23 protein-coding genes are annotated in these 23,931 nt (G+C 70.6%); 11 read left to right on the top strand and 12 right to left on the bottom strand.

Annotated features, from left to right (window positions below):
* Positions 1-1,026, top strand: a complete 1,026-nt coding sequence (locus OG520_RS10710; RefSeq protein ID WP_399333110.1) for an ABC transporter ATP-binding protein — start codon at positions 1-3, stop codon at positions 1,024-1,026.
* A 195-nt stretch (positions 1,027-1,221) separates the two neighbouring features.
* On the top strand, positions 1,222-1,674 hold the full coding sequence (locus OG520_RS10705) for an SRPBCC domain-containing protein (RefSeq protein WP_406013012.1): 453 nt from the start codon (positions 1,222-1,224) through the stop codon (positions 1,672-1,674).
* Between the two features lie 12 nt (positions 1,675-1,686).
* Here OG520_RS10705 and OG520_RS10700 read toward each other — a convergent pair whose 3' ends face one another.
* The 5 genes from OG520_RS10700 to OG520_RS10680 form a co-directional block, all read right to left on the bottom strand.
* Entirely contained in the window at positions 1,687-2,811 is a 1,125-nt protein-coding gene (locus OG520_RS10700; RefSeq protein WP_406013011.1) for an LOG family protein, read from the bottom strand.
* 54 nt (positions 2,812-2,865) lie between these two features.
* Positions 2,866-4,050 carry a hypothetical protein gene (locus OG520_RS10695; RefSeq protein WP_406013010.1) on the bottom strand — a complete coding sequence of 395 codons (1,185 nt, stop codon included), beginning with the start codon at positions 4,048-4,050 and terminating at the stop codon, positions 2,866-2,868.
* Entirely contained in the window at positions 4,032-4,769 is a 738-nt protein-coding gene (locus tag OG520_RS10690; protein ID WP_406013009.1) for an ABC transporter ATP-binding protein, read from the bottom strand. Before OG520_RS10690 ends, OG520_RS10695 begins: the two co-directional genes overlap by 19 nt.
* Positions 4,770-5,101: 332 nt before the next feature.
* On the bottom strand, positions 5,102-6,481 hold the full coding sequence (locus OG520_RS10685; protein WP_406013008.1) for an aspartate aminotransferase family protein: 1,380 nt from the start codon (positions 6,479-6,481) through the stop codon (positions 5,102-5,104).
* Positions 6,466-6,957: an Lrp/AsnC family transcriptional regulator gene (locus OG520_RS10680; RefSeq protein WP_030569493.1), complete on the bottom strand. Its 492-nt coding sequence runs from the start codon at positions 6,955-6,957 to the stop codon at positions 6,466-6,468. Before OG520_RS10680 ends, OG520_RS10685 begins: the two co-directional genes overlap by 16 nt.
* 178 nt (positions 6,958-7,135) lie before the next feature.
* On the opposite strand from OG520_RS10680, the gene OG520_RS10675 reads away from it, so the two are divergent.
* From OG520_RS10675 to OG520_RS10665, 3 genes are all read left to right on the top strand, one after another.
* Complete coding sequence (locus tag OG520_RS10675) at positions 7,136-8,575, top strand: gamma-aminobutyraldehyde dehydrogenase (protein WP_406013007.1); 1,440 nt, start codon at positions 7,136-7,138, stop codon at positions 8,573-8,575.
* A 189-nt stretch (positions 8,576-8,764) separates the two neighbouring features.
* Positions 8,765-9,928, top strand: coding sequence for a PotD/PotF family extracellular solute-binding protein (locus tag OG520_RS10670; protein WP_399333224.1), 1,164 nt, complete (start codon positions 8,765-8,767; stop codon positions 9,926-9,928).
* Positions 9,929-9,981: 53 nt separating this feature from the next.
* The gene (locus OG520_RS10665) at positions 9,982-10,527 is read left to right on the top strand and encodes a hypothetical protein (RefSeq protein ID WP_266427378.1); all 546 of its coding nucleotides are present in this window, start codon (positions 9,982-9,984) and stop codon (positions 10,525-10,527) included.
* A 1-nt stretch (position 10,528) separates the two neighbouring features.
* Here the strand turns inward: OG520_RS10665 and OG520_RS10660 are convergent, their stop codons facing one another.
* The 6 genes from OG520_RS10660 to OG520_RS10635 form a co-directional block, all read right to left on the bottom strand.
* Entirely contained in the window at positions 10,529-11,728 is a 1,200-nt protein-coding gene (locus tag OG520_RS10660; protein ID WP_406013006.1) for a serine hydrolase domain-containing protein, read from the bottom strand.
* Between the two features lie 56 nt (positions 11,729-11,784).
* Entirely contained in the window at positions 11,785-12,531 is a 747-nt protein-coding gene (locus tag OG520_RS10655) for a response regulator transcription factor (protein ID WP_266427381.1), read from the bottom strand.
* On the bottom strand, positions 12,528-13,664 hold the full coding sequence (locus tag OG520_RS10650) for a sensor histidine kinase (RefSeq protein ID WP_406016457.1): 1,137 nt from the start codon (positions 13,662-13,664) through the stop codon (positions 12,528-12,530). Before OG520_RS10650 ends, OG520_RS10655 begins: the two co-directional genes overlap by 4 nt.
* A 112-nt stretch (positions 13,665-13,776) precedes the next feature.
* Positions 13,777-14,577 carry an SAM-dependent methyltransferase gene (locus OG520_RS10645; RefSeq protein ID WP_406013005.1) on the bottom strand — a complete coding sequence of 267 codons (801 nt, stop codon included), beginning with the start codon at positions 14,575-14,577 and terminating at the stop codon, positions 13,777-13,779.
* A 67-nt stretch (positions 14,578-14,644) separates the two neighbouring features.
* Entirely contained in the window at positions 14,645-15,349 is a 705-nt protein-coding gene (locus tag OG520_RS10640) for a glycerophosphodiester phosphodiesterase (protein ID WP_399333090.1), read from the bottom strand.
* A gap of 22 nt (positions 15,350-15,371) precedes the next feature.
* Positions 15,372-16,406, bottom strand: coding sequence for an adenosine deaminase (locus OG520_RS10635; RefSeq protein WP_399333088.1), 1,035 nt, complete (start codon positions 16,404-16,406; stop codon positions 15,372-15,374).
* 132 nt (positions 16,407-16,538) lie between these two features.
* Here OG520_RS10635 and OG520_RS10630 point away from each other — a divergent pair, with 132 nt between their 5' ends.
* The gene (locus OG520_RS10630; RefSeq protein ID WP_406013004.1) at positions 16,539-17,288 is read left to right on the top strand and encodes a DUF4190 domain-containing protein; all 750 of its coding nucleotides are present in this window, start codon (positions 16,539-16,541) and stop codon (positions 17,286-17,288) included.
* Positions 17,289-17,400: 112 nt separating this feature from the next.
* On the opposite strand, the gene OG520_RS10625 is transcribed toward OG520_RS10630, so the two are convergent.
* On the bottom strand, positions 17,401-17,940 hold the full coding sequence (locus tag OG520_RS10625) for an NADAR family protein (protein ID WP_406016456.1): 540 nt from the start codon (positions 17,938-17,940) through the stop codon (positions 17,401-17,403).
* A gap of 215 nt (positions 17,941-18,155) precedes the next feature.
* On the opposite strand from OG520_RS10625, the gene OG520_RS10620 reads away from it, so the two are divergent.
* The 5 genes from OG520_RS10620 (at position 18,156) to OG520_RS10600 (ending at position 23,915) form a co-directional block, all read left to right on the top strand.
* A complete protein-coding gene (locus OG520_RS10620; RefSeq protein WP_406013003.1) occupies positions 18,156-19,670 on the top strand; it encodes a gamma-aminobutyraldehyde dehydrogenase in 1,515 nt (504 codons plus the stop codon).
* Between the two features lie 43 nt (positions 19,671-19,713).
* Positions 19,714-20,964 carry a PotD/PotF family extracellular solute-binding protein gene (locus tag OG520_RS10615; protein WP_406013002.1) on the top strand — a complete coding sequence of 417 codons (1,251 nt, stop codon included), beginning with the start codon at positions 19,714-19,716 and terminating at the stop codon, positions 20,962-20,964.
* Between the two features lie 79 nt (positions 20,965-21,043).
* On the top strand, positions 21,044-22,192 hold the full coding sequence (locus tag OG520_RS10610) for an ABC transporter ATP-binding protein (protein ID WP_406013001.1): 1,149 nt from the start codon (positions 21,044-21,046) through the stop codon (positions 22,190-22,192).
* Positions 22,189-23,115, top strand: a complete 927-nt coding sequence (locus OG520_RS10605; RefSeq protein WP_399333079.1) for an ABC transporter permease — start codon at positions 22,189-22,191, stop codon at positions 23,113-23,115. The genes OG520_RS10610 and OG520_RS10605 overlap by 4 nt, the downstream gene beginning before the upstream one ends.
* On the top strand, positions 23,115-23,915 hold the full coding sequence (locus tag OG520_RS10600; RefSeq protein ID WP_124716097.1) for an ABC transporter permease: 801 nt from the start codon (positions 23,115-23,117) through the stop codon (positions 23,913-23,915). The genes OG520_RS10605 and OG520_RS10600 overlap by 1 nt, the downstream gene beginning before the upstream one ends.
* Positions 23,916-23,931: the final 16 nt, after the last annotated feature.

Below are 23,931 nucleotides of genomic sequence, written 5' to 3'. Positions count from 1 at the left end.
ATGCTGACACTGGAATCGGCCACGGTTCGCTTCGGCGAGCGGGCGGCGCTGGACGCGGTGGACCTGGAGGTCGCCGAGCACGAGATCGTATGTGTGCTCGGGCCGAGCGGAAGCGGCAAGTCCACCCTGCTGCGGGTGGTCGCCGGGCTGCATCCGCCGGACGGCGGCCGGGTGCTGCTGGACGGCGCGGACCAGGCCGGGGTGCCGGTGCACCGGCGCGGTCTCGGCCTGATGTTCCAGGACCACCAGCTCTTCCCGCACCGGGACGTCGGCGCCAATGTCGCGTTCGGGCTGCGGATGCACGGGGTGTCGCGCCGCGATCAGGAGCGCAGGGTCGGTGAACTCCTCGACCTGGTGGGCCTGCCCGGCGCCGAACGGCGCGCCGTCGCCGCGCTGTCCGGCGGTGAGCAGCAGCGCGTCGCCCTCGCGCGGGCCCTCGCCCCGCGGCCCAAGCTGCTGATGCTGGACGAGCCGCTCGGCCAGCTCGACCGCGGTCTGCGTGAGCGGCTCGTCGTCGAACTGCGCACGCTCTTCGGGCAGTTGGGCACGACGGTGCTGGCGGTCACGCACGACCAGGGCGAGGCGTTCGCCCTGGCCGACCGTGTGGTGGTGATGCGCGACGGGCGGATCGCCCAGGCGGGCACCCCGCTGGAGGTCTGGCAGCGGCCCGCCTCCGCCTTCGTCGCACGGTTCCTGGGCTTCGACAACGTGGTCGGGGCGACGGTGACCGGCACCGTCGCCGACACGGTGTGGGGCAGGGTGCCGGTGCCCGAGGGCTCGCCGCAGGGGGCCTGCGATCTGCTGGTGCGTCCGGCCGGGGTCCGGATCGGCGCCCCGGACGAGGGGCTGCGCTGCGTGGTCGGGACGCGTACGTTCCGGGGCAACCACGTCGCGGTACGGCTGACACCGCATAGCGGTCCGGTCCTGGAGGCGGAGTGCGCGCTGCGGGACGCCCCCGAGGAAGGTGCGGTGGTCGGGGTCGCCTTCGAGGCGGCGGAGACCGTCGTCCTGCCCGCCCGCTCCTGACCGGGCGCGTCCTGCGGCGTTCACCGGACCGGACGAGCCGGAGGCGGCACCGGTCGCGGGAGTCGGCCATCGGCCGGACGATTGCCTGATGCCCCGGAGCGCGGCTCCGGCCGCCCCGGGGACCTCCGGCACGTCCTCGCGGACAGCCCCGGGGCCGTGCAGCAGAACCGGAACGACTCCGGGAAGGACAGGGACATGACCGAGTCAGCACGCGAGGGCATCGACATCACCCGCATCCTCCAGGCCCCGCGGGAACGGGTCTTCGAGGCCTGGACGACGCCCGAGCACTTCGCGGCCTGGTACGGCGGTGACGCCGAGGTGCCGCTCGACCGGCTGTCGATGGACGTCAGGCCTGGCGGTGCCTGGAGCCTGGTCATGGTGGTGCCGGGCGTCGAGATGCCGTTCCACGGGGTCTACCGGGAGGTGGTGGCCCCGGAGCGGCTGGTGTTCACGATGAAGGACGCCTCCGCGCCCGCCGACATCGAGGGCGAGACCGTCACCGCCACCTTCACCGACCGCGGCGACAACACCACCGAGATGGTCTTCCAGCAGCGCGGCGGGAACCTCACGGCCGAGCAGTACGCGGCGGCCGAGGACGGCTGGGAGGCGTTCTTCGACGCGCTCGTGGCCCGGCTCGCGTCCTTCTGAACCGGCCCCGGCCTACGGTTTCGCCGACAGCCGGGCGAGCGCCTCGGGGGCCTCGTCCACCGTGTCCACGAGCGCGATCCGGGGCTCCATCGCCCGGCCGGCGGCCAGCGCGCGCAGCAGCGGCCACGCGGGCAGCGTGCGCGTCCAGTGGGCGCGGCCGACCAGCACCATCGGGGTCGGCCCGCCGAGGGAGCCGTAGTAGTTCGGCGTCGTGTTGTCGAAGATCTCCTGTACGGTGCCGGCCGCGCCGGGCAGGAAGATCACGCCCGCCGTGGACCGGGTGAGCAGTCCGTCCTCGCGGAGCGCGTTGGCGAAGTACTTGGCGATGCGGTCCGCGAACGGGTTCGGCGGCTCGTGCCCGTAGAACCAGGTGGGGATCGAGACGGAACCGCCGCCGCCCGGCCAGCGCCCGCGTACGTCGAAGGCGGCCAGCGCCCAGTCGGTGACCGACGGGGTGAACGAGGGCGCCGCGGCCAGCAGCGCGCAGGCCTCGTCCAGCACGGGATCGGGGTGCGGCGCCGTGTACGCCCCGAGGTTCGCGGCCTCCATCGCGCCGGGCCCACCGCCGGTGGCCACCGTCAGGCCGTTCCGGGCGAGTGTCCGTCCCAGCCGGGCCGCGGCCGCGTACGGGGCGCTGCCGCGGGCGGTCGCGTGGCCGCCCATGACCCCGACCACGCGGGCGCCGGCGAGGAAATCGTCCAGCGCGTCGGAGACCGCGTCGTCGTGGAGCGCCCGCAGCATCGACGCGAAGGTGTCGCCGTTCGCCCGCGTCTGCTGGAACCAGCGGTAGGCGCGGGCGTCGGGCGTCGCCGCGTAACCGCCGTCCGACAGCCCCGCGTAGAGCGCGTCGGGGGAGTAGAGCCTGCCGCGGTACGGATCGAAGGGGAGTCCGGGCACGGGCGGGAAGACGAACGCGCCGTCGGCCCGCACCTTCGCCGCCGCCCCGGGCTCCATCCGGCAGCCGAGGAAGACGGCGCCGGACGTATCCGCGGCCAGCAGGGCGGCGCCCCGGCCGGTCAGGTCGATGGACTGGATCCGGTGTCCGGCCAGCGTCCCCGAGGCGACCGCCTCGTCGAATTCGGCGAGCGACTCGATCTCGGGGCCGGGCAGGGAACTGGTGTTGTCCGGATTGTCCACGCTGTCATGCTACGTAGCGGCCGCCGGACCGGCCCCGGGCCGCGGCGCGCGTCCTCAGGCCGTCAGTGGCAGTGCGGCCAGCTCCGCGACCAGCCAGGTCAGCGGGGCGAAGACGAGCAGCAGTGCGGCGGCGCGCAGGGCCGTCGCGGCCCGCAGCGCCGATGCCGGGGCGCCGAGCCGCAGTAGCGCCTGCGCCGTCTGCGCGCGGGCCTGCCTCGCCTCCAGCGCCGAGGTCAGCAGCGTCGCCGTCGTGCAGCCGAGCACGAGTACCGCGCCCAGTGCCGTGAGCGGGCCGAGGCGGTGTGCCCCCGCCCCGTACAGCGCGGATCCGCCGACAGCCGCCGCGAGCACCGCGCAGACCACACCGAGCGGCCGGCCGATCCGGCGCGACTCGTCCATCAGTACCCGGCCCGCCAGCAGGCGTACGGCGCCGGGGCGCACCGCCTGCAGCAGCCGCCCGCACAGATGGGCCAGGCCCGGACCCGCCACGGCCAGCCCGAACGCCGTCAGCGTCCATCCCGCCAGCATCCCGGCCGGGGTGGCGTCGAGCCTGCCGGGCAGCGGGAGCAGGCTGTGGCCGTCGCCCCGGCTCATGTACGCCTCCACGGCGAGGCCGACCGCGGTCAGCGCCACGCCCCACGGCAGCCCCGTCGGCGGCGCCGCCGGATCGGGTGCCTCCGGCTCCGTCAGGACATCCGAGGAGGAGTTGTCCGGGGCCGCCGTCGAGACCGGCTCGGCGCGCATCGCGAGCGCGCTCGCCGTCGCCGCGGCCACCGGGACCAGGGCCAGCAGCACGAGCGCGGCGGCGAGCGGCAGCGGGGCGTCGGCGTCGAGCAGCCCGGCCGCCGCGCCGTCGAACGGCAGCCCGGACAGATCACCGCGCAGATGCAGGAAGAACAGCAGCGCCACCATCGACCCGAGGGTGCAGGAGACGGCGGTGGAGACCGCGGCGAGCACCGCGAGCCGGACCGGCCCGAGGCCCACCGCGGACAGTCCGGAGCGTGGCCGGGTGCTCGGGTCCGTACGTGCCACCGCGACCGCGAACTGCACGGTGGCGGCGAGCGGCACGAAGCACCACAGCAGGCGCAGCACGGCCCCGGTGGAGTGCGCCGGGTGCCCCGACGCGTAGCTCAGGGTGCACAGCAGCAGGAATCCGACGCCGGCGGCGGCGGCGGCGACCAGCAGCCGCCGCAGCAGGACCAGCGGATGGGAACCCCGGGCTAGACGGAGAGCGAGCACGCCGCGCGGCCTTCCGTATCGGACACGGCGGGCAGGGCGACGGTGGCGACGCGGCGGCCGTCCAGCAGCGGGACCGTGCGGTCGGCGAGGGCGGCGATCTCCGCGTCATGGGTGGCGAGCACGATCGTGATGCCGTGCGAACGGGCCGCGCTGGTGAGGGTGCGCAGCACATGCGTCCGGTCGCTCCGGTGCAGCGTCGCGGTCGGTTCGTCGGCGAAGATCACCGTGGGGGCGGCGGCCAGGGCGCGGGCCACGGCGATCCGCTGGCGCTGCCCCTGGAGCAGGGTGTGCGGTCGCTGTTTGGCGCATGGGCCGATGTCGAGCCGTTCCAGCCACTCCAGGGCGGCCTTCTTCGCCTCCCGGCGGGGGGCGCCGCGCAGCAGCAGCGGAAGGGCCGTGTTCTCCCAGGTGTTCAGCTCGGGCACGAGCTGGGGCTCGGGGGCGATCCAGCCGAACCTGTCGCGGCGCAGCCGTTCACGCAACCGGGGTCCCATGGTGTGGACGGGGACGCTGTTGAACCACACCTCGCCCTGCTCGGGCACCAGTTGACCGGACAGACAGTGCAGCAGGGTCGTCTTGCCGCAGCCCCGGGGGCCGGTCACGGCGAGGATCTCGCCGTCGCGGACGCCCAGGGAGACGCCGCCGAGCGCGGGTGAGCCGTTGTGGGAATGGTGCAGGGAACGCGCCCAGATCACGTCGTTGTCCGGCGGGGCCACCATGGCGTACACCTCGGTTCAGATCGTAATTCCCGTCCCCCGTACGGGGGAACGAAGAGAGGGCCGATCGGTCACTCGGCACCGTAAGGATTCGAACCGCGGTGAGCGCACAGCACACGGCCCGGATGCGTCCCTTCCCACTCGAATGGGCGCATCCGGGCCGTGCGGACCGTATGAGGATGACGGCTGGAAGCCGGTCAAGCAGTGGTCAAACGAGGGTCAAGCCGGAAAGGCCTGTCCGACGGGCCGGGGGGCGCGGGAGCCCCTGACCCGCCGGACGGACGGCCGGGCAGCCGACCGGCGGCCGATCCGTGGTCGGCCGGCCGTCGTGCCGGTCAGAGCTTGGTCCACGCCTCCGTGAGGACGGTGCGCAGGATGCCCTCGATCTCGTCGAACGTCGACTGGTCGGAGACCAGCGGCGGCGCGAGCTGGACGACCGGGTCGCCGCGGTCGTCGGCCCGGCAGTACAGACCGTTGTCGTACAGCGCCTTGGAGAGGAAGCCGTACAGGACGCGCTCGGTCTCCTCGTCGGTGAAGGTCTCCTTGGTGGCCTTGTCCTTCACCAGCTCGATGCCGTAGAAGAAGCCGTTGCCGCGGACGTCGCCGACGATCGGCAGGTCGAGGAGCTTCTGCAGCGTCGTGAAGAACGCGTTCTCGTTGTCCAGGACGTGCTGGTTGAGGTCCTCGCGCTCGAAGATGTCGAGGTTGGCGAGGCCGACCGCCGCGGAGACCGGGTGGCCACCGAAGGTGTAGCCGTGCAGGAAGGTGTTGTCACCCTCGTAGAACGGCGCGGCGATGCGGTCCGAGACGATGCAGGCACCGATCGGGGAGTAGCCCGAGGTCATGCCCTTGGCGCAGGTGATCATGTCCGGCACGTAGCCGAACTTGTCGCAGGCGAACATCGTGCCGAGGCGGCCGAAGGCGCAGATGACCTCGTCGGAGACGAGCAGCACGTCGTACTTGTCGCAGATCTCGCGCACGCGCTGGAAGTATCCGGGCGGCGGCGGGAAGCAGCCACCGGCGTTCTGCACCGGCTCCAGGAAGACCGCGGCGACGGTCTCCGGGCCCTCGAAGAGGATCTCCTGCTCGATCTGGTCGGCGGCCCAGCGGCCGAAGGCCTCGGGGTCGTCGCCGTGGATCGGGGCGCGGTAGATGTTGGTGTTCGGCACCTTGTGCGCGCCGGGGACCAGCGGCTCGAAGGGGGCCTTCAGGGCCGGCAGGCCGGTGATGGACAGGGCGCCCTGCGGGGTGCCGTGGTAGGCGACCGCACGCGAGATGACCTTGTACTTGGTCGGCTTGCCCTGGAGCTTGAAGTACTGCTTGGCCAGCTTCCAGGCGGTCTCCACGGCCTCGCCGCCACCGGTGGTGAAGAAGACCTTGTTGAGGTCACCCGGTGCGTAGTCGGCCAGGCGCTCGGCCAGCTCGACGGCCTTCGGGTGGGCGTAGGACCACACCGGGAAGAAGCCCAGCTCCTGGCCCTGCTTGTAGGCCGCCTCGGCGAGCTCGTGACGGCCGTGACCGGCGTTGACCACGAACAGGCCGGACAGGCCGTCCAGGTAACGCTTGCCCTGGTCGTCGAAGATGTAGGTGCCCTCGCCACGCACGATGGTGGGAACGGGCGCGTTCTCGTAGTCCGACATGCGGGTGAAGTGCATCCACAGGTGGTCGTACGCGGTTCGGCTGAGGTCCTTGCTCACGGCTATCGGGTTCCCCACATATAGGTCTGCTTCTTGAGCTTCAGGTACACGAAGCTCTCGGTGGAGCGCACGCCGGGGAGGGTCCGGATGCGTTTGTTGATCGTTTCCAGCAGGTGGTCGTCGTCCTCGCAGACGATCTCCACCATCAGGTCGAAGGAGCCCGCGGTCATCACCACGTACTCGCACTCGGCCATGGCCGACAGCGCCTCGGCGACGGGATCGAGGTCGCCCTCGACATTGATGCCGACCATCGCCTGCCGCCGGAACCCCACGGTGAGGGGATCGGTGACGGCGACGATCTGCATCACGCCCTGATCGAGCAGCTTCTGGACGCGCTGCCGCACGGCCGCCTCGGAGAGGCCGACGGCCTTGCCGATCGCGGCGTACGGACGGCGCCCGTCCTCCTGGAGCTGCTCGATGATTGCGAGGGACACGGCATCGACCGCTGGTGACGATCCGTTCCCGGTCCTGGAGTCTGCGCTGCGACTGGCCACGCATCCACTGTGCACCGGGACTCGTCTGTCTGGCAACCCCAGATCGATGAAATTCGTTGTTTGAGGGTCCAGATCTCACTGAATCCGAAGTTCACGGCGGTTGGGCATGTCGAAAGCGACACCCGAGCGACTACCCTGGGCATCTCACCCATTGGACGTGTCGACAGGAGGGGTGGTTGTGACCACCGAGGTGCGCCGTCTGCGCAACTACATCAACGGAGAGTTCCGGGACGCCGCTGACGGGCGGACCATCGATGTGGTCAACCCGGTGACGGAAGAGGTCTACGCGACCTCGCCGCTCTCCGGACAGGCCGATGTCGATGCCGCGATGGACGCCGCCGCGGCCGCTTTCCCCGCCTGGCGCGACGCCACGCCCGCCGAGCGCCAGAAGGCCCTGCTGAAGATCGCGGACGCCTTCGAGGAGCGCGCCGAGGACCTCATCGCCGCCGAGTCGGAGAACACCGGCAAGCCGCTCGAACTCACCCGCACCGAAGAGGTCCCCCCGATGGTGGACCAGATCCGCTTCTTCGCGGGTGCGGCGCGGCTGCTCGAAGGCCGCTCGGCCGGGGAGTACATGGAGGGCCTCACCTCCATCATCCGGCGCGAGCCGGTCGGCGTCTGCGCGCAGGTCGCGCCGTGGAACTACCCGATGATGATGGCCGTCTGGAAGTTCGCCCCGGCGCTCGCCGCAGGCAACACCGTCGTCATCAAGCCGTCCGACACCACCCCGGCGTCGACCGTGCTGATCGCCGAGATCATCGGCCAGATCCTGCCCAAGGGTGTCTTCAACGTCATCTGCGGCGACCGGGACACCGGCCGTGCGATGGTCGAGCACCCGACCCCGGCGATGGCCTCCATCACCGGCTCGGTACGGGCCGGCATGCAGGTCGCCGAGTCCGCCTCCAAGGACGTCAAGCGGGTCCACCTGGAGCTCGGCGGCAAGGCCCCGGTCGTCGTGTTCGAGGACACCGACATCGCCAAGGCCGTCGAGGGCATCTCCGTCGCGGGGTACTTCAACGCCGGCCAGGACTGCACGGCCGCGACCCGCGTCCTGGTCCACGAGTCCATCCACGACGAGTTCGTCACCGCGCTCGTCAAGGCCGCCGCCGACACCAAGACGGGGCAGCCGGACGACGAGGACGTGCTGTACGGCCCGCTCAACAACGCCAACCAGCTGAAGCAGGTCAGCGGCTTCATCGAGCGCCTCCCCGCCCACGCCAAGGTCGAGGCGGGCGGCCACCGGGTCGGCGACAAGGGCTACTTCTACGCCGCGACCGTCGTCTCCGGCCTCAAGCAGGACGACGAGATCATCCAGCACGAGGTCTTCGGCCCGGTCATCACCGTCCAGAAGTTCACGGACGAGGCCCAGGCCGTGGAGTACGCCAACGGCGTCGAGTACGCCCTGGCCTCCTCGGTGTGGACCAAGGACCACGCCCGCGCCATGCGGATGTCCAAGAACCTCGACTTCGGCTGCGTGTGGATCAACACCCACATCCCGCTCGTCGCCGAGATGCCGCACGGCGGCTTCAAGAAGTCCGGCTACGGCAAGGACCTCTCCGCATACGGCTTCGAGGACTACACCCGCATCAAGCACGTCATGACCTCGCTCGACGACTGATATCCCGTCAGCAGGCAGGTCACGGCCCCGGGCGCCCGCCCGGGGCCGTCACCGTTCCCCGGCGTCGAATCGTTCCCCGGCATCGACAGGGTGTGCGGACGGAGCGTGTGCCGCTGGACGGTTGGTCCATTGCCCGCCCCGCCGGCCGACCGGCATCCTGCGCAGGTGCGAGCAACCCCGAAGAACCCCATGTCCCGCCGGTCCCTGCTGCGCGCCCTCGGAGCCACGGCGGCCGGTGTCACGCTGGCCGGCTGCGGAGTGCCCGCCGCCTATGTGGAACCCGGTGACCGCGCCGGACGAGACACCTCGGCGAGCGACCACACCCTGCACTTCGCGAACTGGCCCCTCTACATCGACACCGATGACGAGGACCAGTCGAAGCGGCCCACCCTCGACGCCTTCGGCAGGCGGACCGGGATCTCCGTCACGTACACCGAGGAGATCAACGACAACGACGAGTTCTTCGGGAAGATCAGCCCGGCGCTGATGAACCACCAGGAGACCGGCCGCGACCTCGTCGTCATCAGCGACTGGATGTCCGCCCGGTTCGTCCGGCTGGGCTGGGTGCAGGAGATGGACCGGGCGAAGCAGCCGAACGTCGCCAAGTACCTGGACCCGCAACTGCGGTCGCCCGCCTTCGACAAGGGCCGGATGCACAGTGTCCCCTGGCAGTCCGGGATCACCGGCATCGCGTACAACCGCAAGAGGCTCGGCCGCGAGATCAAGCACCTGAGCGATCTGTGGGCGGACGACCTCCGCGGCAAGGTGACGCTGCTGTCCGGGCTCGACGAGTCCTTCGCCCTGCTGATGCAGGGCAACGGGGTCGACATCACCCGCTGGCAGCGGGACGACTTCTACCAGATGTGCGACCAGGTCGAGAAGCTGGTGAGGAAGCGGCACATCCGCCGCTTCACCGGCAACGACTACATCAAGGACCTGTCGACCGGCGATGTGCTCGCCTGCCAGGCCTACTCCGGCGACGTCATCCAGCTCCAGGCCGACAACCCGGAGATCGAGTTCGTCGTTCCCGAGGAGGGGGCCGAGCTCTGGTCGGAATCGCTCATGATCCCCAACCTCGCGCGCCACAAGCGCAACGCGGAGAAGCTCATCGACTACTACTACGAGCCGGAGGTCGCCGCCGAACTGGCGACCTGGGTCAACTACGTCTGCCCCGTTCCGGCCGCCCGCGAGGTGCTGGCCTCCGCCAAGGACGAGGAGACCGCCGCACTCGCCGAGGACCCGCTGATCTTCCCCGACGACGCGATGCGCAAGAGGCTCGTGATCGCCCGCGACGTCACGTCCGAGGAACGCACCGAGTTCGCGAAGAAATGGAACTCCATCGTCGGGCTGTGAGCCGTACCAGGGGTGGCGTAAAGGGCCGGTAAACGCGGGCGTACGCTGCGGACATGAGCGAGCGAAGAGCCCTGCTGAGGCGCATACGCGTGTGGTTGGCCGTCTTTATCGTCTGTCTGGTCCTGAGCGGGCTGACCGCCTTCCCGCTCGTCCATGAACTCCACTGGGCCGAGGATCTGTTGAGGTCCTCGGCCTCTCCTGTGCCGGAGCACTTCCCGGCACTGATGGAGTGGATCACCAAGGTCCGTACCGGCCTCGACGAGGCCGACGCGAAACACCCCTTCGTGCTGTACGGCACCGACTGGCTGGCCTTCGCTCATCTCGTCATCGCGGTCGCCTTCTACGGCCCCTACCGCGATCCGGTCCGCAACATCTGGGTCGTCGAGTTCGGCATGATCGCCTGCGCCGGGATCATCCCGCTCGCGCTGATCTGCGGGCCCATCCGTGGAATCCCCTTCTGGTGGTCCGTCATCGACATGTCGTTCGGCGTCTTCGGGGTGATCCCGCTGCTCGTCGTGCGCCGCATGATCAAGCGGCTGGAAGCCATGGAGCGGACCCCGCTTCCGGAGCCCGCTCCGACGACCGCTCCGGCGGTCTGAGTCACCCGGCCGACGGGGCGCCGAAGGCAGCCACCACTATGTTCATCGCCGTGGGATTCATGTCCTCCCCCTTCGCGTCCGTCGCGTTGACGCTGTAGACGAGCGTCCGGGAGAGATCACGGGTGGCCGCGACGGCCGTGTTGTAGCCCCAGCGGCCACCCGTCTTGCCCCAGACCTCGCGTCCGCCCAGTCTCATCACCGAGAGACCCGCGCTGAACGCGGCGGGCTTGCCCGTGCCGTACTCGCGCACCGATGCGCCGGGCAGCGTGAACATCTCCTGGAGCAGCGGTCCGCGCACCACCTGCCCGCTGAACAGCGCCCGGGTGAAACGCTCCAGATCGGCGGTGGTCGAGATCAGGTCCCCCGCCGCCCAGGCGTCCGTCGCCCCCCACACCGTCACATCGCGCAGCTCGCCGGCCGTGCCGAAGAGCTGGTAGCCGTGGTTGTGCGGCCCGCGGATCGTCGGGTCGGTGCCGGGGAAATACGTGTCCTTCAGGCGCAGGGGCTCCAGGATGCGGCGGGAGACCTGCGAGGCGTACGTGTCACCCGTGACCCGCTCGATCAGCAGGCCGGCCACGGTGTACCCGATGTTTGCGTAGTGCTGCTGGGCGCCGGGCGCGAAGTCCGGCCGGTGCGCGGTGGCCTCGCGTACGGCCTCCGCCGCGTCGTGCAGGTCGAAGCGGTGCGCGTACCACTCCTCCAGGGTGTCGCCGCCCGAGCCGACGGACGGGATGCCGCTCGTGTGGTTCAGCAGCTGGCGCACCGTGACCTTCCCGTACGCCGCCGGGATCAGGTCCGGCAGATAGTGCCGGGCCGGACGGTCCAGGCCGATCCTGCCCTCCCCGGCCAGTTGCAGCACGACGGCCGCCGTGAAGACCTTGGTGACCGAACCGGCCCGGAAGCGGCCGTCCGGGTCCGCCGGCTGCCCGGAGGCCAGGTCGTGGACGCCGGAGCTGCCCCGCCAGCCGCCCCCGGTGCCCGAGATCCGTACCAGCGCGGCCGTGGCGTCGTCCTTCGGGAGCCCTTGGATCGCGGCCCGCAGCGCCCCGGCGTCCGGAGCCTCCCGGGCGGGTTCCTGCTGCGCGGCGTGGCCCGTGGCCGCCGGGGTACCGGCCGCCGCCAGGGCCGGTGCGGCGGGGCCCGCGGCGATGCCGAGGACCAGGGCTGCTGCGACGACGGTGCGGGACGTGCGGGTGTTCATGTCCGGTGCCTCCCGGGCGTGGAATCCTCAACTGCTGGCGGATTCCATCCTGCTGATCAGCGCGCCCGGTCGGATCCCCCGGCCGGGGGTTTCCCGGAGGGAGGCTTCCTCCCCTGCGCGGGGGAGCCGGAGGCCGGCCCTCCCTCCGGAGAGGGAGTGACGACGCCGCACTCGTACGCACAGATCACCGCCTGGATCCGGTCGCGCAGACCCAGCTTGGACAGCACATTGCCGACATGGGTCTTCACCGTGTGCTCGCTGACGACCAGCGCCGCCGCGATCTCCGCGTTCGACAGCCCGCGGGCCAGGTGCAGCAGCGTCTCGTGCTCCCGGGCGGTCAGTACGTCCAGGCGCGCCGACGGTGCCACGGCCGTGGCGGGCGGGCGAGAGGTGTACTCGGCGATCAGCCGGCGCGCCACCGAAGGAGCCAGCAACGAGTCCCCGGCCGCCACCACCCGTACCGCGTGCACCAGGTCGTCGCGGCGGACGTCCTTGAGCAGGAAACCGCTCGCGCCCGCGTGCAGCGCCTCGTAGACGTACTCGTCGGAGTCGAAGGTGGTCAGCATGACCGTCCGGCAGCCGGTCTCGGCGCTGATGGTGCGGCAGGCCTCGATGCCGTCCGTGCCGGGCATCCGGATGTCGAGCAGTGCCACCTCGGGCGCCAGCCGCCGTACCGCTTCGACCGCCGCCCGGCCGTCCCCCGCCTCGGCCACCACCTCGATGTCCGGCTGCGCGTCCAGGATCATCGCGAAGCCGCTGCGCACCAACTCCTGGTCATCGGCCACCACCACACGGATCGTCAACTTCCCGCTCCTGTCCGTTGTTCCGTCTCCCGCTCCTGCCGCGTCCCCGTCCCCGGCTCCGGCCGCGTCCGCGGAATCGTCACCCGGACCCGGAACCCCCGGCCGCCCGGACCGGCGCCGGTCCGGGCCGTGCCACCGTGCGCGGCGGCACGTTCCCGGATGCCGACCAGCCCCAGCCCGGAGCCGCCGCCGGGGCCCCGTCCGTCATCGGTGACGGTGAGGGTCAGTGCCTCGGGGCCGTGATCCAGCCGGACACGGACCGTGGCCGCGTCCGCGTGCCTGACCACGTTCGTCAGGGCCTCCTGCACGATCCGGTAGACGGTTGCCTCGACCGCCAGGCCCGGCGGGCGGGGATGCCCCGTGACCTCGTACGAGACCGCCGGACCGCTGCCGCGTACCCGCTCCACGAGACCGGGCAGTTCGGCCAGCGCGGGCTGGGGCTCCCGCGGCACGTCGGGCGAGCCCTCGTTCTCGCGCAGCACACCGAGCATCCGGCGCAACTGGACCATCGCGTCCCGGCCCGTCTCCGAGATCGCGTCGAAGGCCGCCTCGGCACGCTCCGGCGCCGTGCGGACCGCCACCGGACCGGCCTCCGCCTGCACGATCATCAGGCTCACCGCATGGGACAGGATGTCGTGCATCTCCCGGGCGATCCGGGCCCGTTCGCGGGCCGCGGCCTGTTCGGCCTCGATCCGGTGCGTCAGCTCCAGCTGACGGGCCCGGTCCTCCACCGCGCGCAGATAGGCCTTGCGCGTCACCGTGAGCCGGCCGAAGGCGTAGGCCGCCGCGAACACGAACAGGGAGAAGAGCAGCTCCCGCATGTCGTTGCTGCCCAGTCCGACCGAGATCAGCACCGCCAGCGCCGTGAGCACCGCGATCCCGATCCGCTTCGGCGGAGAGGAGAGTTCGGCCACCGTGTAGAACGCCACCAGGCCGGTGTACGGGAGCGGCTGGCCCGGCCCGTCGACGGTGAACCTGTACAGGGCGCCGGCCGCCAGCACCGCGATGAGGATCATGACCGGAGCCCGGCGGCGGGCCACCAGCGGCAGCACCATCAGGGTGGTCAGCCCGTACGCCGGCCACGTCGCGTCCGGCAGCTCCGGGGCGCGCGGGACGACGAACGGTATGGTCATGGCGGCCTGGACCAGCAGCGCGATGAGCAGGTCGGCGCCGCGAGGGCCGGCTCCCAGGGCGTGTCCCGGCACTCTCGCCAGGATGTCTCGTATCCGCATCGGACCGGCGCCGTCAGGGCTTCCGCGCCACCGCGCCGAACTGGGCGACCCGTACCGCACCGGGCCCGGCGCGCCAGTGCGCGCACGACACGATGCCCGGCTCCACCAGGTCGAGCCCTGTCAGGAAGGCGGCGAACTCGGCGCGGCCGCGGGCGGTGATCGGCGGCGTGGCGTTCTCGTTCCAGAACCGCATCGCCGCCTCGTTGGCCTCGCCGCCCAGCTCCAGGGTGGGGTGGGTGAGCACCAGATGGCTGCCGGACGGCACCGCGTCCATCAGCGTGCGCACGATGCGGCGGGCCTCTGCCGTGTCGAGGACGAAGTTCAGGATGCCCAGGAGCAGGACCGCGACCGGCCGCTCCAGGTCGAGGGTCGGCCGTGCGGCCCGCAGGATCCGCTCCGGGTCGCGGGCGTCCGCGTCGACGTACTCGGTGGCGCCCTGCGGCGAGCCGGCGAGCAGTGCGCGGGCGTGCGCCAGCACGGCCGGGTCGTTGTCGACGTACACGACACGGCAGTCGGGCGCGGTGCGCCGGGCGACCTCGTGGGTGTGGTCCGCGGTCGGCAGACCGGTGCCGATGTCCAGGAACTGCCTGATCCCCGCCTCACCGGCCAGATACCCCACCGCCCGCCCAAGGAACGCCCGGTCGGCGCGCGCCACTTCGCCGATGCTCGGGTACATGCCGGTGACCCGGTCGCCGACCGCACGGTCCACCGGGTAGTTGTCGGTGCCGCCGAGCCAGTGGTTCCAGACCCGCGCGTTGTGGGCGACGTCGGAACGGACCCGGCCGGGAACGGGGGTGGTGCGGGGATCGGTCACGTCGCTGCTCCTCCTGCTCCGGGCCCGGCATCACGGACGATGGGGCAGGCCCATGATGCCGGACCGGTCAGGGAGAGCCGTCCGCCGGGGAGTTGGCGATGACGTCGCGCAGGACGTCGATCCGGTTGGTGGTGATCGAGTCGACACCGTGCCGGACGAGGCGGCGCATGGTCCGCCTGGTGTCGGCCGTCCAGGCGGAGACCAGCAGCCCGTCCCGGTGCAGCCGGTCCGTCAGCTCCCGGTCCACCAGGCCGAACCGGTAGTTCAGCCAGCGCGGCCGCACCGCGTCGAGCAGCGTGGCGCGCGGCGGCGCGAGGGTCGTCCAGGTCATGGCGATCTCGGCGTTCGGGTCGGCGGCCCGCACCCGGAGCATGGCGTCGGGACCGGCGCAGTAGTACGCCCGCTCGCCGGCCCCGCACTCGTGCACCACGCCGACGATCTTCTTGACGGAGCCGTCGGTGGAGCCCGGCAGATCGACCATGACGCGGTGCGCCCCGGCGGCGAGCAGCGCCTCGCGCAGGGTGGGCACACCGCCCCGGGTCAGCTCGGTGAGCTCCTCGTGGGTCAGCCGGTCGAGCCGCACCTCGTGGCCCCACAGCCGCTTCAGCGTGGCGTCGTGCAGCAGGACCGGTACGCCGTCGCGGGTGACCCGTACGTCGATCTCGACCGCGTCCGCCCCTCGTCCGAGGGCGGAGCGGATCGAGGGGAGCGTGTTCTCGCGGACACGGTAGGGATCGCCGCGGTGGGCCACGGCGGTGACTGAGGTGACCATGGGGCCATTGTGACCACCGGGGTCACCGGCCCGCGCGCTCCAGCCAGTTCGTCGTGTACGTGTCGATCTCGGCGGCCAGCCTCCGCTTGCCGGCCGCGTCGAGGAACGACGCCTCGACCGCGTTCTTCGCGAGTGCGGCGAGACCCCGCTCGTCGAGACCGAGGAGACGGGCGGCCACCCCGTACTCGTTGTTGAGGTCCGTGCCGAACATCGGCGGGTCGTCGCTGTTGATGGTGACCAGTACGCCCGCCTCCACCATCTCCTTGACCGGGTGCTGCTCGATGTCCGCCACCGCCCGGGTCGCGATGTTCGAGGTCGGGCATACCTCCAGCGCGATGCGGTGCTCGGCGAGGTGGGCCAGCAGCTTCGGGTCCTGGACGGAGCTGGTGCCGTGGCCGATGCGCTCGGCGCGCAGATGGGTCAGGGCGTCCCAGACGGTCTGCGGCCCGGTGGTCTCTCCGGCGTGCGGCACGGAGTGCAGGCCCGCGGCGATCGCCCGGTCGAAGCAGGGCTTGAACTGCGGGCGCTCCACGCCGACCTCCGGGCCGCCGAGACCGAACGAGACGAGGCCCTCGGGACGGAGGTCCACGGCGAGCCGGGCGGTCTCCTCGGCTGATTCGAGTCCGGCCTCGCCGGGAATGTCGAAGCACCAGCGCAGAACGACCCCGAGCTCCGCCTCGGCGGCCTTGCGGGCGTCCTCTATCGCCTCCATGAACCCCTGCTCCGGGATGCCGCGCCGGGTCGAGCTGAACGGGGTCACCGTCAGTTCCGCGTAACGGATGTTCTGCCGCGCCATGTCGCGGGCGACCTCGAAGGTCAGCAGGCGGACGTCCTCCGGGGTGCGGATCAGGTCCACGACGGAGAGGTACACCTCGATGAAGTGCCCGAAGTCCGTGAAGGTGAAGTAGTCGGCGAGAGCCTCGGGGTCGGTGGGGACCTTGGAGTCGGGGTGGTGCGCGGCCAGCTCGGCGACGATACGGGGCGAAGCGGAACCGACATGGTGGACATGCAGTTCGGCCTTGGGCAGCCCCGCGATGAAGGGGTGCAGATCGGTCATCGGACTCTCCGGGGCGTGGGGCGGTTCGGTGCCGGGCACGGTCGGCCGGGCAGGGGACGGGCATCATCGTAGGCCGGGTCCGCCGGTGGGCAGAGGGGCCGTAGCATGACGGGATCACGATGGGGGAGGCACATGTCAGACAACACAGAGCAGCCCGCGGGCGGGTCCGCGGGCGGGTCCGCGCCGCGCGATCCGTGGGCTCCGCCGGACAGCAAGGTGCCGCTGGAGAAGCCGGCCGGTGACCCTCGCCCGCCCGCTGTGCACAATCAGCCCACGGTCACCTCGATGCCGGGCGTCGGGGAGGGGCCCGCTCAGACCGACGCACCGCCGCCGGGATTCGGTTCGCCGGCGCAGACCGGGCCGGTGCCCGGAGCCGGATTCGGTCCCGGTCCCGTTCCCGGGGAGGTACCGCCGCCGCCGGTCGGACCGAACGGACCGGGCCAGCAGGTCCCGCCGGTCGCGGGACAGTACGGCTACCCGGCAGCACCGGCCCCGCAGTACGGCGGCTACCCGGGATACCCCGGCTACAACCAGGCGCCCTGGGGCAGCCCGCCGCCCTCCAATGGCATGGGCACCGCGGCCATGGTGCTCGGCATCCTGGCCATCTGCATGTTCTGCATCTACGGGATACCCAGCCTGATCCTGGGCGCACTGGCCCTGATCTTCGGCATCCTCGGCCGCAAGCGGGTGCAGCGAGGCGAGGCCACCAACAGCGGTCAGGCGCTCGCCGGGATCATCATGGGATCCATCGGCATCGTTTTCGGTGTGGCGATCATCAGCTTCTTCATCTGGCTGTTCGCCACCCACGCCAGTGAATTCGAGGACAGCGGCTACAACGACGACCCCTACTCCACGTCCCTGGTCGTCGAGGTCAACCGATAGCAAGTCTCGGGCGCCGGTGCCGGAACCCCCGCGGCACCGGCGCCGCAGTTCCTGCCGATGGCCCGGCGGGGCCGGATCCCGGCCCGCCGGGCCATCGGGTGTCCGGGCCGCCTCATGAGGCGCGCAGCTCCGCCCGCGCGTCCATCAGCGCGAACCCCAGCAGATTCAGCCCCCGCCAGCTCGCCGCGTTCTCCGCCCGCGGGTCGTCCGCCGCCAGTCCGATGCCCCAGACCCGGTCCATGGGGCTCGCCTCGACCAGCACCCGGTCCCCGGTGTTCAGCAGGAACTCCCGCAGCTCCGGATCGCCGCCGAACTTGTGCACGCTGCCGGCCACCACCAGCGCGAACCGCTCGCGCTCCCACACCGCGTCGTCGAAACCGCGGACCAGCCGGCCCACCTTCTTCGCCGCCGCCGGGCTCTTCGCCGCCAGCGCCGCGGCCTCCGACTCCGCGTCGCCGAACAGGCGGGCCTTGGCGGCCATCATCCAGTGCTCGGCCGACGCGTACCTCACGCCGTCGACCGTGAAGGGCGACGGCCACCACTGACTGAGGCAGCTCGAACCGATGCGTCCGTCGGGCCGGGGACGGTGCCCCCAGAAGTGCAGATACTTCACCTTCTCGCCGCGCGCGGTCCGCGCGAGGAGATCGTCCATGTGTTCCATGACATGCGATTCTGGCATCCGCCACTGACACTACGTACGGGGAATTCCGCACCGACGCGACACATGGTCGACAGATTCCGTCGCGTAACCAAAAGGCAACAACGGAATCACTTGTTGGGGTTGATCCCCTCTGTCAGGATCGGCACTCAAATCGAGCAGAGGCTACGCCGTCCCCGCACTCCGGGCACGCGGCGGAGGAGATCGTCATGGGCAACGGCATCCAGGTGCGGGACCGCTTCGCGGACGGCGCACAGTACATCGGCGGAAAGCTGCGGTCCGGAACATCGGGACGTCACCACGACGTGGTGAACCCGGCGACGGGCGAGACCGTCTACAGCTACGAGCTGGCGGGCACCGCCGACGTGGACGCCGCCGTGGCAGCCGCCCGCGAGGCGTTCCCCGGCTGGTCGGGCGCGACGCCCGCCGAGCGGTCCGAGGCGATGCACCGCTTCGCCGCCGTCCTCGCCGAGCAGGCCGACGACTTCGCGTACGTGGAGTCCCTCCAGTGCGGAAAGCCGATCAAGCTCTCCACCGAGTTCGACGTGCCCGGCACCGTGGACAACACCTCCTTCTTCGCCGGCGCCGCCCGCCACCTGGAGGGCAAGTCGGCCGCCGAGTACGACGGCGACCACACCTCGTACGTACGCCGTGAGGCGATCGGCGTCGTCGGCTCCATCGCGCCCTGGAACTACCCACTCCAGATGGCCGCCTGGAAGATCCTCCCGGCCGTCGCCGCCGGCAACACCATCGTCCTCAAGCCCGCCGAGATCACCCCGCTGACCTCGCTGATGTTCGCCCAGGCGGCCACCGAGGCGGGCATCCCCGACGGTGTGATCAACATCGTGACCGGCGCGGGCAAGGACGCCGGGGAGCACCTCGTCGGTCACCCGGACGTGGTCATGACCTCGTTCACCGGCTCCACCGCCGTCGGCAAGCGGGTCGCGGAGATCGCCACCTCCACCGTCAAGCGCCTCCACCTCGAACTCGGCGGCAAGGCCCCCTTCGTGGTCTTCGACGACGCCGACCTCGAGGCCGCGGTCAACGGCGCGGTCGCCGGAGCGCTCATCAACACCGGCCAGGACTGCACCGCGGCCACCCGTGCCTACGTCCAGCGCCCGCTGTACGACGCCTTCGTCCAGGGTGTCGCCGCGCTCATGGAGACCGTCCGGCTCGGCGACCCCTTCGACCAGGCGACCGACCTCGGCCCGCTGATCAGCCACGCCCAGCGGGACCGGGTCGCCGGATTCGTCGAGCGCGCCCGCGCCTATGCCACCGTCGTCACCGGCGGCGAGGCACCCGGCGGCGAACTGGCGGCCGGCGCCTACTACCGGCCGACCCTGGTCGCCGGGGCCGCCCAGGACAGCGAGATCGTCCAGTCGGAGATCTTCGGCCCGGTCCTGGTGGTGCTGCCCTTCGACACCGAGGACGAGGGCATCCGCCTCGCCAACGACACCCCGTACGGACTCGCCGCCTCCGCCTGGAGCCGCGACCTGTACCGCGCCAACCGCGCCACCCGCGAGATCAAGGCGGGCTGCGTCTGGGTCAACGACCACATCCCGATCATCAGCGAGATGCCGCACGGCGGATACAAGGCCAGTGGCTTCGGCAAGGACATGTCCTCGTACTCCTTCGAGGAGTACACGCAGGTCAAGCACGTCATGTACGACAACACCGCGGTCGCCCGGAAGGACTGGCACCGCACGATCTTCGGGGACCGATAACCCGGCCGACCCCCGGCCACCCACACCCGAAAGGGCAACGCGCATGGAGCAGTACGAGCCGGAGCGCCTCTCCGCGGCCCAACTCGCCGCGATGCGACGCAGTCTCACCAGCGGCCGGGGCGCTCTGACCCGCCGATCGCTGATCCGCGCCTCCGGCATGGGGGCGCTGGCGATCGGCGGGCTGGGCACGCTGAGCGCGTGCGGCATCCCGCCCGCCAAGCGGGAGGGGGACGCCGCCGCGGCCTCCGACGACCACTCGGCCGAGGAGAAGCAGGTCAACTTCTCCAACTGGACCGAGTACATGGACGTCACCGACGACGGCAAGCACCGGCCCACCCTGGAGGCGTTCACCGAGCGCACCGGGATCAAGGTCAAGTACACCGAGGACATCAACGACAACGTCGAGTTCTTCGGCAAGATCAAGCCGCAGCTCGCGGCCGGCCAGGACACCGGCCGCGACATCATCTGCGTCACCGACTGGCTGGCCGCCCGCGTCGTCCGCCTCGGCTGGGCGCAGAAGCTCGACCCTTCGCACCTGCCGCACGCCTACGCCAACCTCTCGGCCCAGTTCCGCTCCCCGGACTGGGACCCGGGCCGTGCCTACTCGTACCCCTGGGCGGGCATCCCCACCATCATCGCCTACAACTCCAAGGCGACCGGCGGCCGCAAGGTCGACTCCGTCAGCCAGCTGCTCGACGACCCGAAGCTCAAGGGCAGGGTCAGTTTCCTCTCGGAGATGCGCGACTCCGTCGGCATGACCCTGCTCGACATGGGCAAGGACCCCGGCAACTTCACCGACGCCGACTACGACGCAGCGATCGGCCGGCTCCAGAAGGGCGTCGACAAGAACCAGATCCGCCGTTTCACCGGCAACGACTACACCGCGGACCTCGACAAGGGCGACATCGCCGCCTGCGTCGGCTGGGCCGGCGACGTCATCCAGCTCCAGGCCGGGAACCCGGACATCAAGTACGCGATTCCGGCCGCGGGCTACGTCATATCCAGCGACAACCTGCTGGTCCCGGCGAAGGCCCGGCACAAGACCAACGCCGAGAAGCTCATCGACTACTACTACGAGCCGTCGGTCGCCGCGAAGCTCGCCGCGTACATCAACTTCGTCTGCCCGGTCGACGGGGTCCGCGACGAGCTGGCGAAGATCGATCGGGCGATGGCCGACAACGTCCTGATCCTCCCGGACAAGGAGATGGCGTCCCGGTCGCACGCCTTCCGCTCCCTGACCAGCAAGGAAGAGACGGCGTACGAAGAGAAGTTCGCCAAGCTCATCGGCGCCTGACCGCCGCGCCCTCCCCGCCCCACCCGATCCCCCGATCTCCAAACCTGATCTCCCTCTGACACCACCGGGACCGCGATCCATGACACAGCAGCAGACCGGCGGCGACGTCCGCCTCACCGGGATCAGCAAGACGTACGGCTCCTTCGCAGCCGTCAAGCCGCTCGATCTGACCGTCCCGCAGGGCTCCTTCTTCGCGCTGCTCGGCGCGTCCGGCTGCGGCAAGACCACCACTCTGCGGATGATCGCCGGCCTGGAGGAGGCCACCACCGGCACGGTCTCGCTCGGCGGCCGGGACATCACCGGGCTTCCCTCGTACAAACGGCCCGTCAACACGGTCTTCCAGAGCTACGCGCTCTTCCCGCACCTCGACATCACCGAGAACGTCGCCTTCGGTCTGCGCCGACGCGGCATCAAATCGGTGAAGAAGCAGGTCGACGAGATGCTGGAGCTGGTCCAGCTCGGCGACTTCGCCAAGCGCAAGCCGCACCAGCTCTCCGGCGGCCAGCAGCAGCGCGTCGCCGTCGCCCGCGCCCTGATCAACCACCCGCAGGTGCTCCTGCTCGACGAACCGCTCGGCGCCCTCGACCTCAAGCTGCGCCGCCAGATGCAGCTGGAGCTCAAGCGCATCCAGACCGAGGTCGGCATCACCTTCATCCATGTCACCCACGACCAGGAGGAGGCCATGACCATGGCCGACACCGTCGCGGTGATGAACGGCGGCCGGGTCGAGCAGCTCGGTGCCCCCGCCGACCTGTACGAGAATCCGAGGACGACCTTCGTCGCCAACTTCCTCGGCACGTCCAACCTCATCGAGGGCGAGATCGTCTCCGCGGGCACGGACATCGTCGTGGCGGCCGGCGGCGGCAAGCTGCGGCTGCCCACCGAGCGATGTTCGGCCCCGACCGCCGACGGCGGCAAGCTGCTGCTCGGCGTACGCCCGGAGAAGATCTCGCTCGCGCACGCCGACGACGTGGACGCGATAGCCGACGGCCGCAACCGGGTCACCGGCCGGATCGTCGACTCCAGCTTCATCGGGGTGTCCACGCAGTACGTGGTGGAGAGCCCGGCGGGCAAGGCGCTCCAGGTCTACGAGCAGAACATCGAGCGCGACGCCCGGCTCACCCCCGGCGCCGAGGTCGTCCTGCACTGGAACCCGGCGCACACCTTCGGCCTGGACGCCGCACAGGACATCGACGCCGGTGTGGAGACGGTGGAGGACGCGGCGTGACCGTCACCAAAGAGGCGCCACCGGCGCCCGTCGCGGAGCTGGAGATACGCAAGCCCTCCACCCGCAAGCGCCTCATCCCCTACTGGCTGCTGCTCCCCGGCATCCTGTGGCTGCTCGTCTTCTTCGCGCTGCCGCTGGTCTACCAGGCCTCGACCTCCGTGCAGACCGGATCCCTGGAGAAGGGCTTCGAGGTCACCTGGCACTTCCAGACCTACTGGGACGCGCTGACCGACTACTACCCGCAGTTCATCCGGTCCCTGCTGTACGCCGGCACCGCCACCATCCTGTGCCTGCTGCTCGGCTACCCGCTCGCCTACCTGATCGCGTTCAAGGCCGGACGCTGGCGCAATGTGGTCCTGGTGCTGGTCATCGCGCCGTTCTTCACCAGCTTCCTGATCCGCACGCTCGCCTGGAAGACGATCCTCGCGGACGGCGGCGCGGTCGTCGACGTACTGAACACCCTGCACGTCCTGGACGTCACCAGCTGGCTCGGCTGGACCGAGTCCAACCGGGTGCTGGCCACGCCGATGGCGGTGGTCTGCGGCCTCACGTACAACTTCCTGCCGTTCATGATCCTGCCGCTCTACACCTCGTTGGAGCGGATCGACGGCAGGCTGCACGAGGCGGCCGGCGATCTGTACGCCACCCCCGCCACCACCTTCCGCAAGGTGACCTTCCCGCTCTCCATGCCGGGCGTCGTCTCCGGAACCCTGCTCACCTTCATCCCGGCCAGCGGTGACTACGTCAACGCGGAACTGCTGGGCTCCACCGACACGAAGATGGTCGGCAGCGTCATCCAGACCCAGTTCCTGCGCGTCCTGGACTATCCGACGGCGGCCGCGCTCTCCTTCATCCTCATGGCGGTCGTCCTGATCATGGTCACCGTCTACATCCGCCGCTCCGGGACGGAGGACCTGGTCTGATGCCCGTACTGCGCTGGATTCGCCGGAATCTGATCGTCATCGCGGGTCTGCTGACCCTCGCGTACATGATCCTGCCGAACGTCGTCGTCATGGTGTTCTCGTTCAACAAGCCGAACGGACGCTTCAACTACTCCTGGCAGCGCTTCTCCCTGGACGCCTGGAAGGACCCCTGCGGCGTCGCCGACATGTGCGGCTCGCTCTCGCTGTCCCTCCAGATCGCCGTCTGGGCCACCGTCGGCGCGACCGTCCTCGGCACGATGATCTCCTTCGCGCTGGTCCGCTACCGCTTCCGGGCGCGCGGCGCGATCAACTCGCTGATCTTCCTGCCGATGGCGATGCCCGAGGTCGTCATGGCCGCCTCGCTGCTCACGCTCTTCCTCAACATGGGCGCACAGCTGGGCTTCTGGACGATCCTGATCGCGCACATCATGTTCTGCCTGAGCTTCGTCGTGACGGCGGTGAAGGCGCGCGTGATGTCGATGGACCCGAGGCTGGAGGAGGCGGCCCGCGATCTGTACGCCGGTCCCGTGCAGACCTTCCTGCGGGTGACGCTGCCGATCGCCGCCCCCGGAATCGCGGCGGGAGCGCTGCTCGCCTTCGCGCTCTCCTTCGACGATTTCATCATCACCAATTTCAACGCGGGCTCCACCGTGACCTTCCCCATGTTCGTCTGGGGATCGGCACAGCGCGGCACGCCCGTGCAGATCAACGTCATCGGAACGGCGATGTTCATCATCGCTGTCATGGTGGTCGTCGTCGGCCAGCTGATCGCGAACCGGCGCAAGAACAGCGCACGATAGAAAGCCCTGAAGGAGT

The organism is Streptomyces sp. NBC_00984, assembly GCF_045162475.1.
Classification (GTDB): domain Bacteria; phylum Actinomycetota; class Actinomycetes; order Streptomycetales; family Streptomycetaceae; genus Streptomyces.
This window is presented reverse-complemented; position numbering and strand designations above follow the sequence as displayed.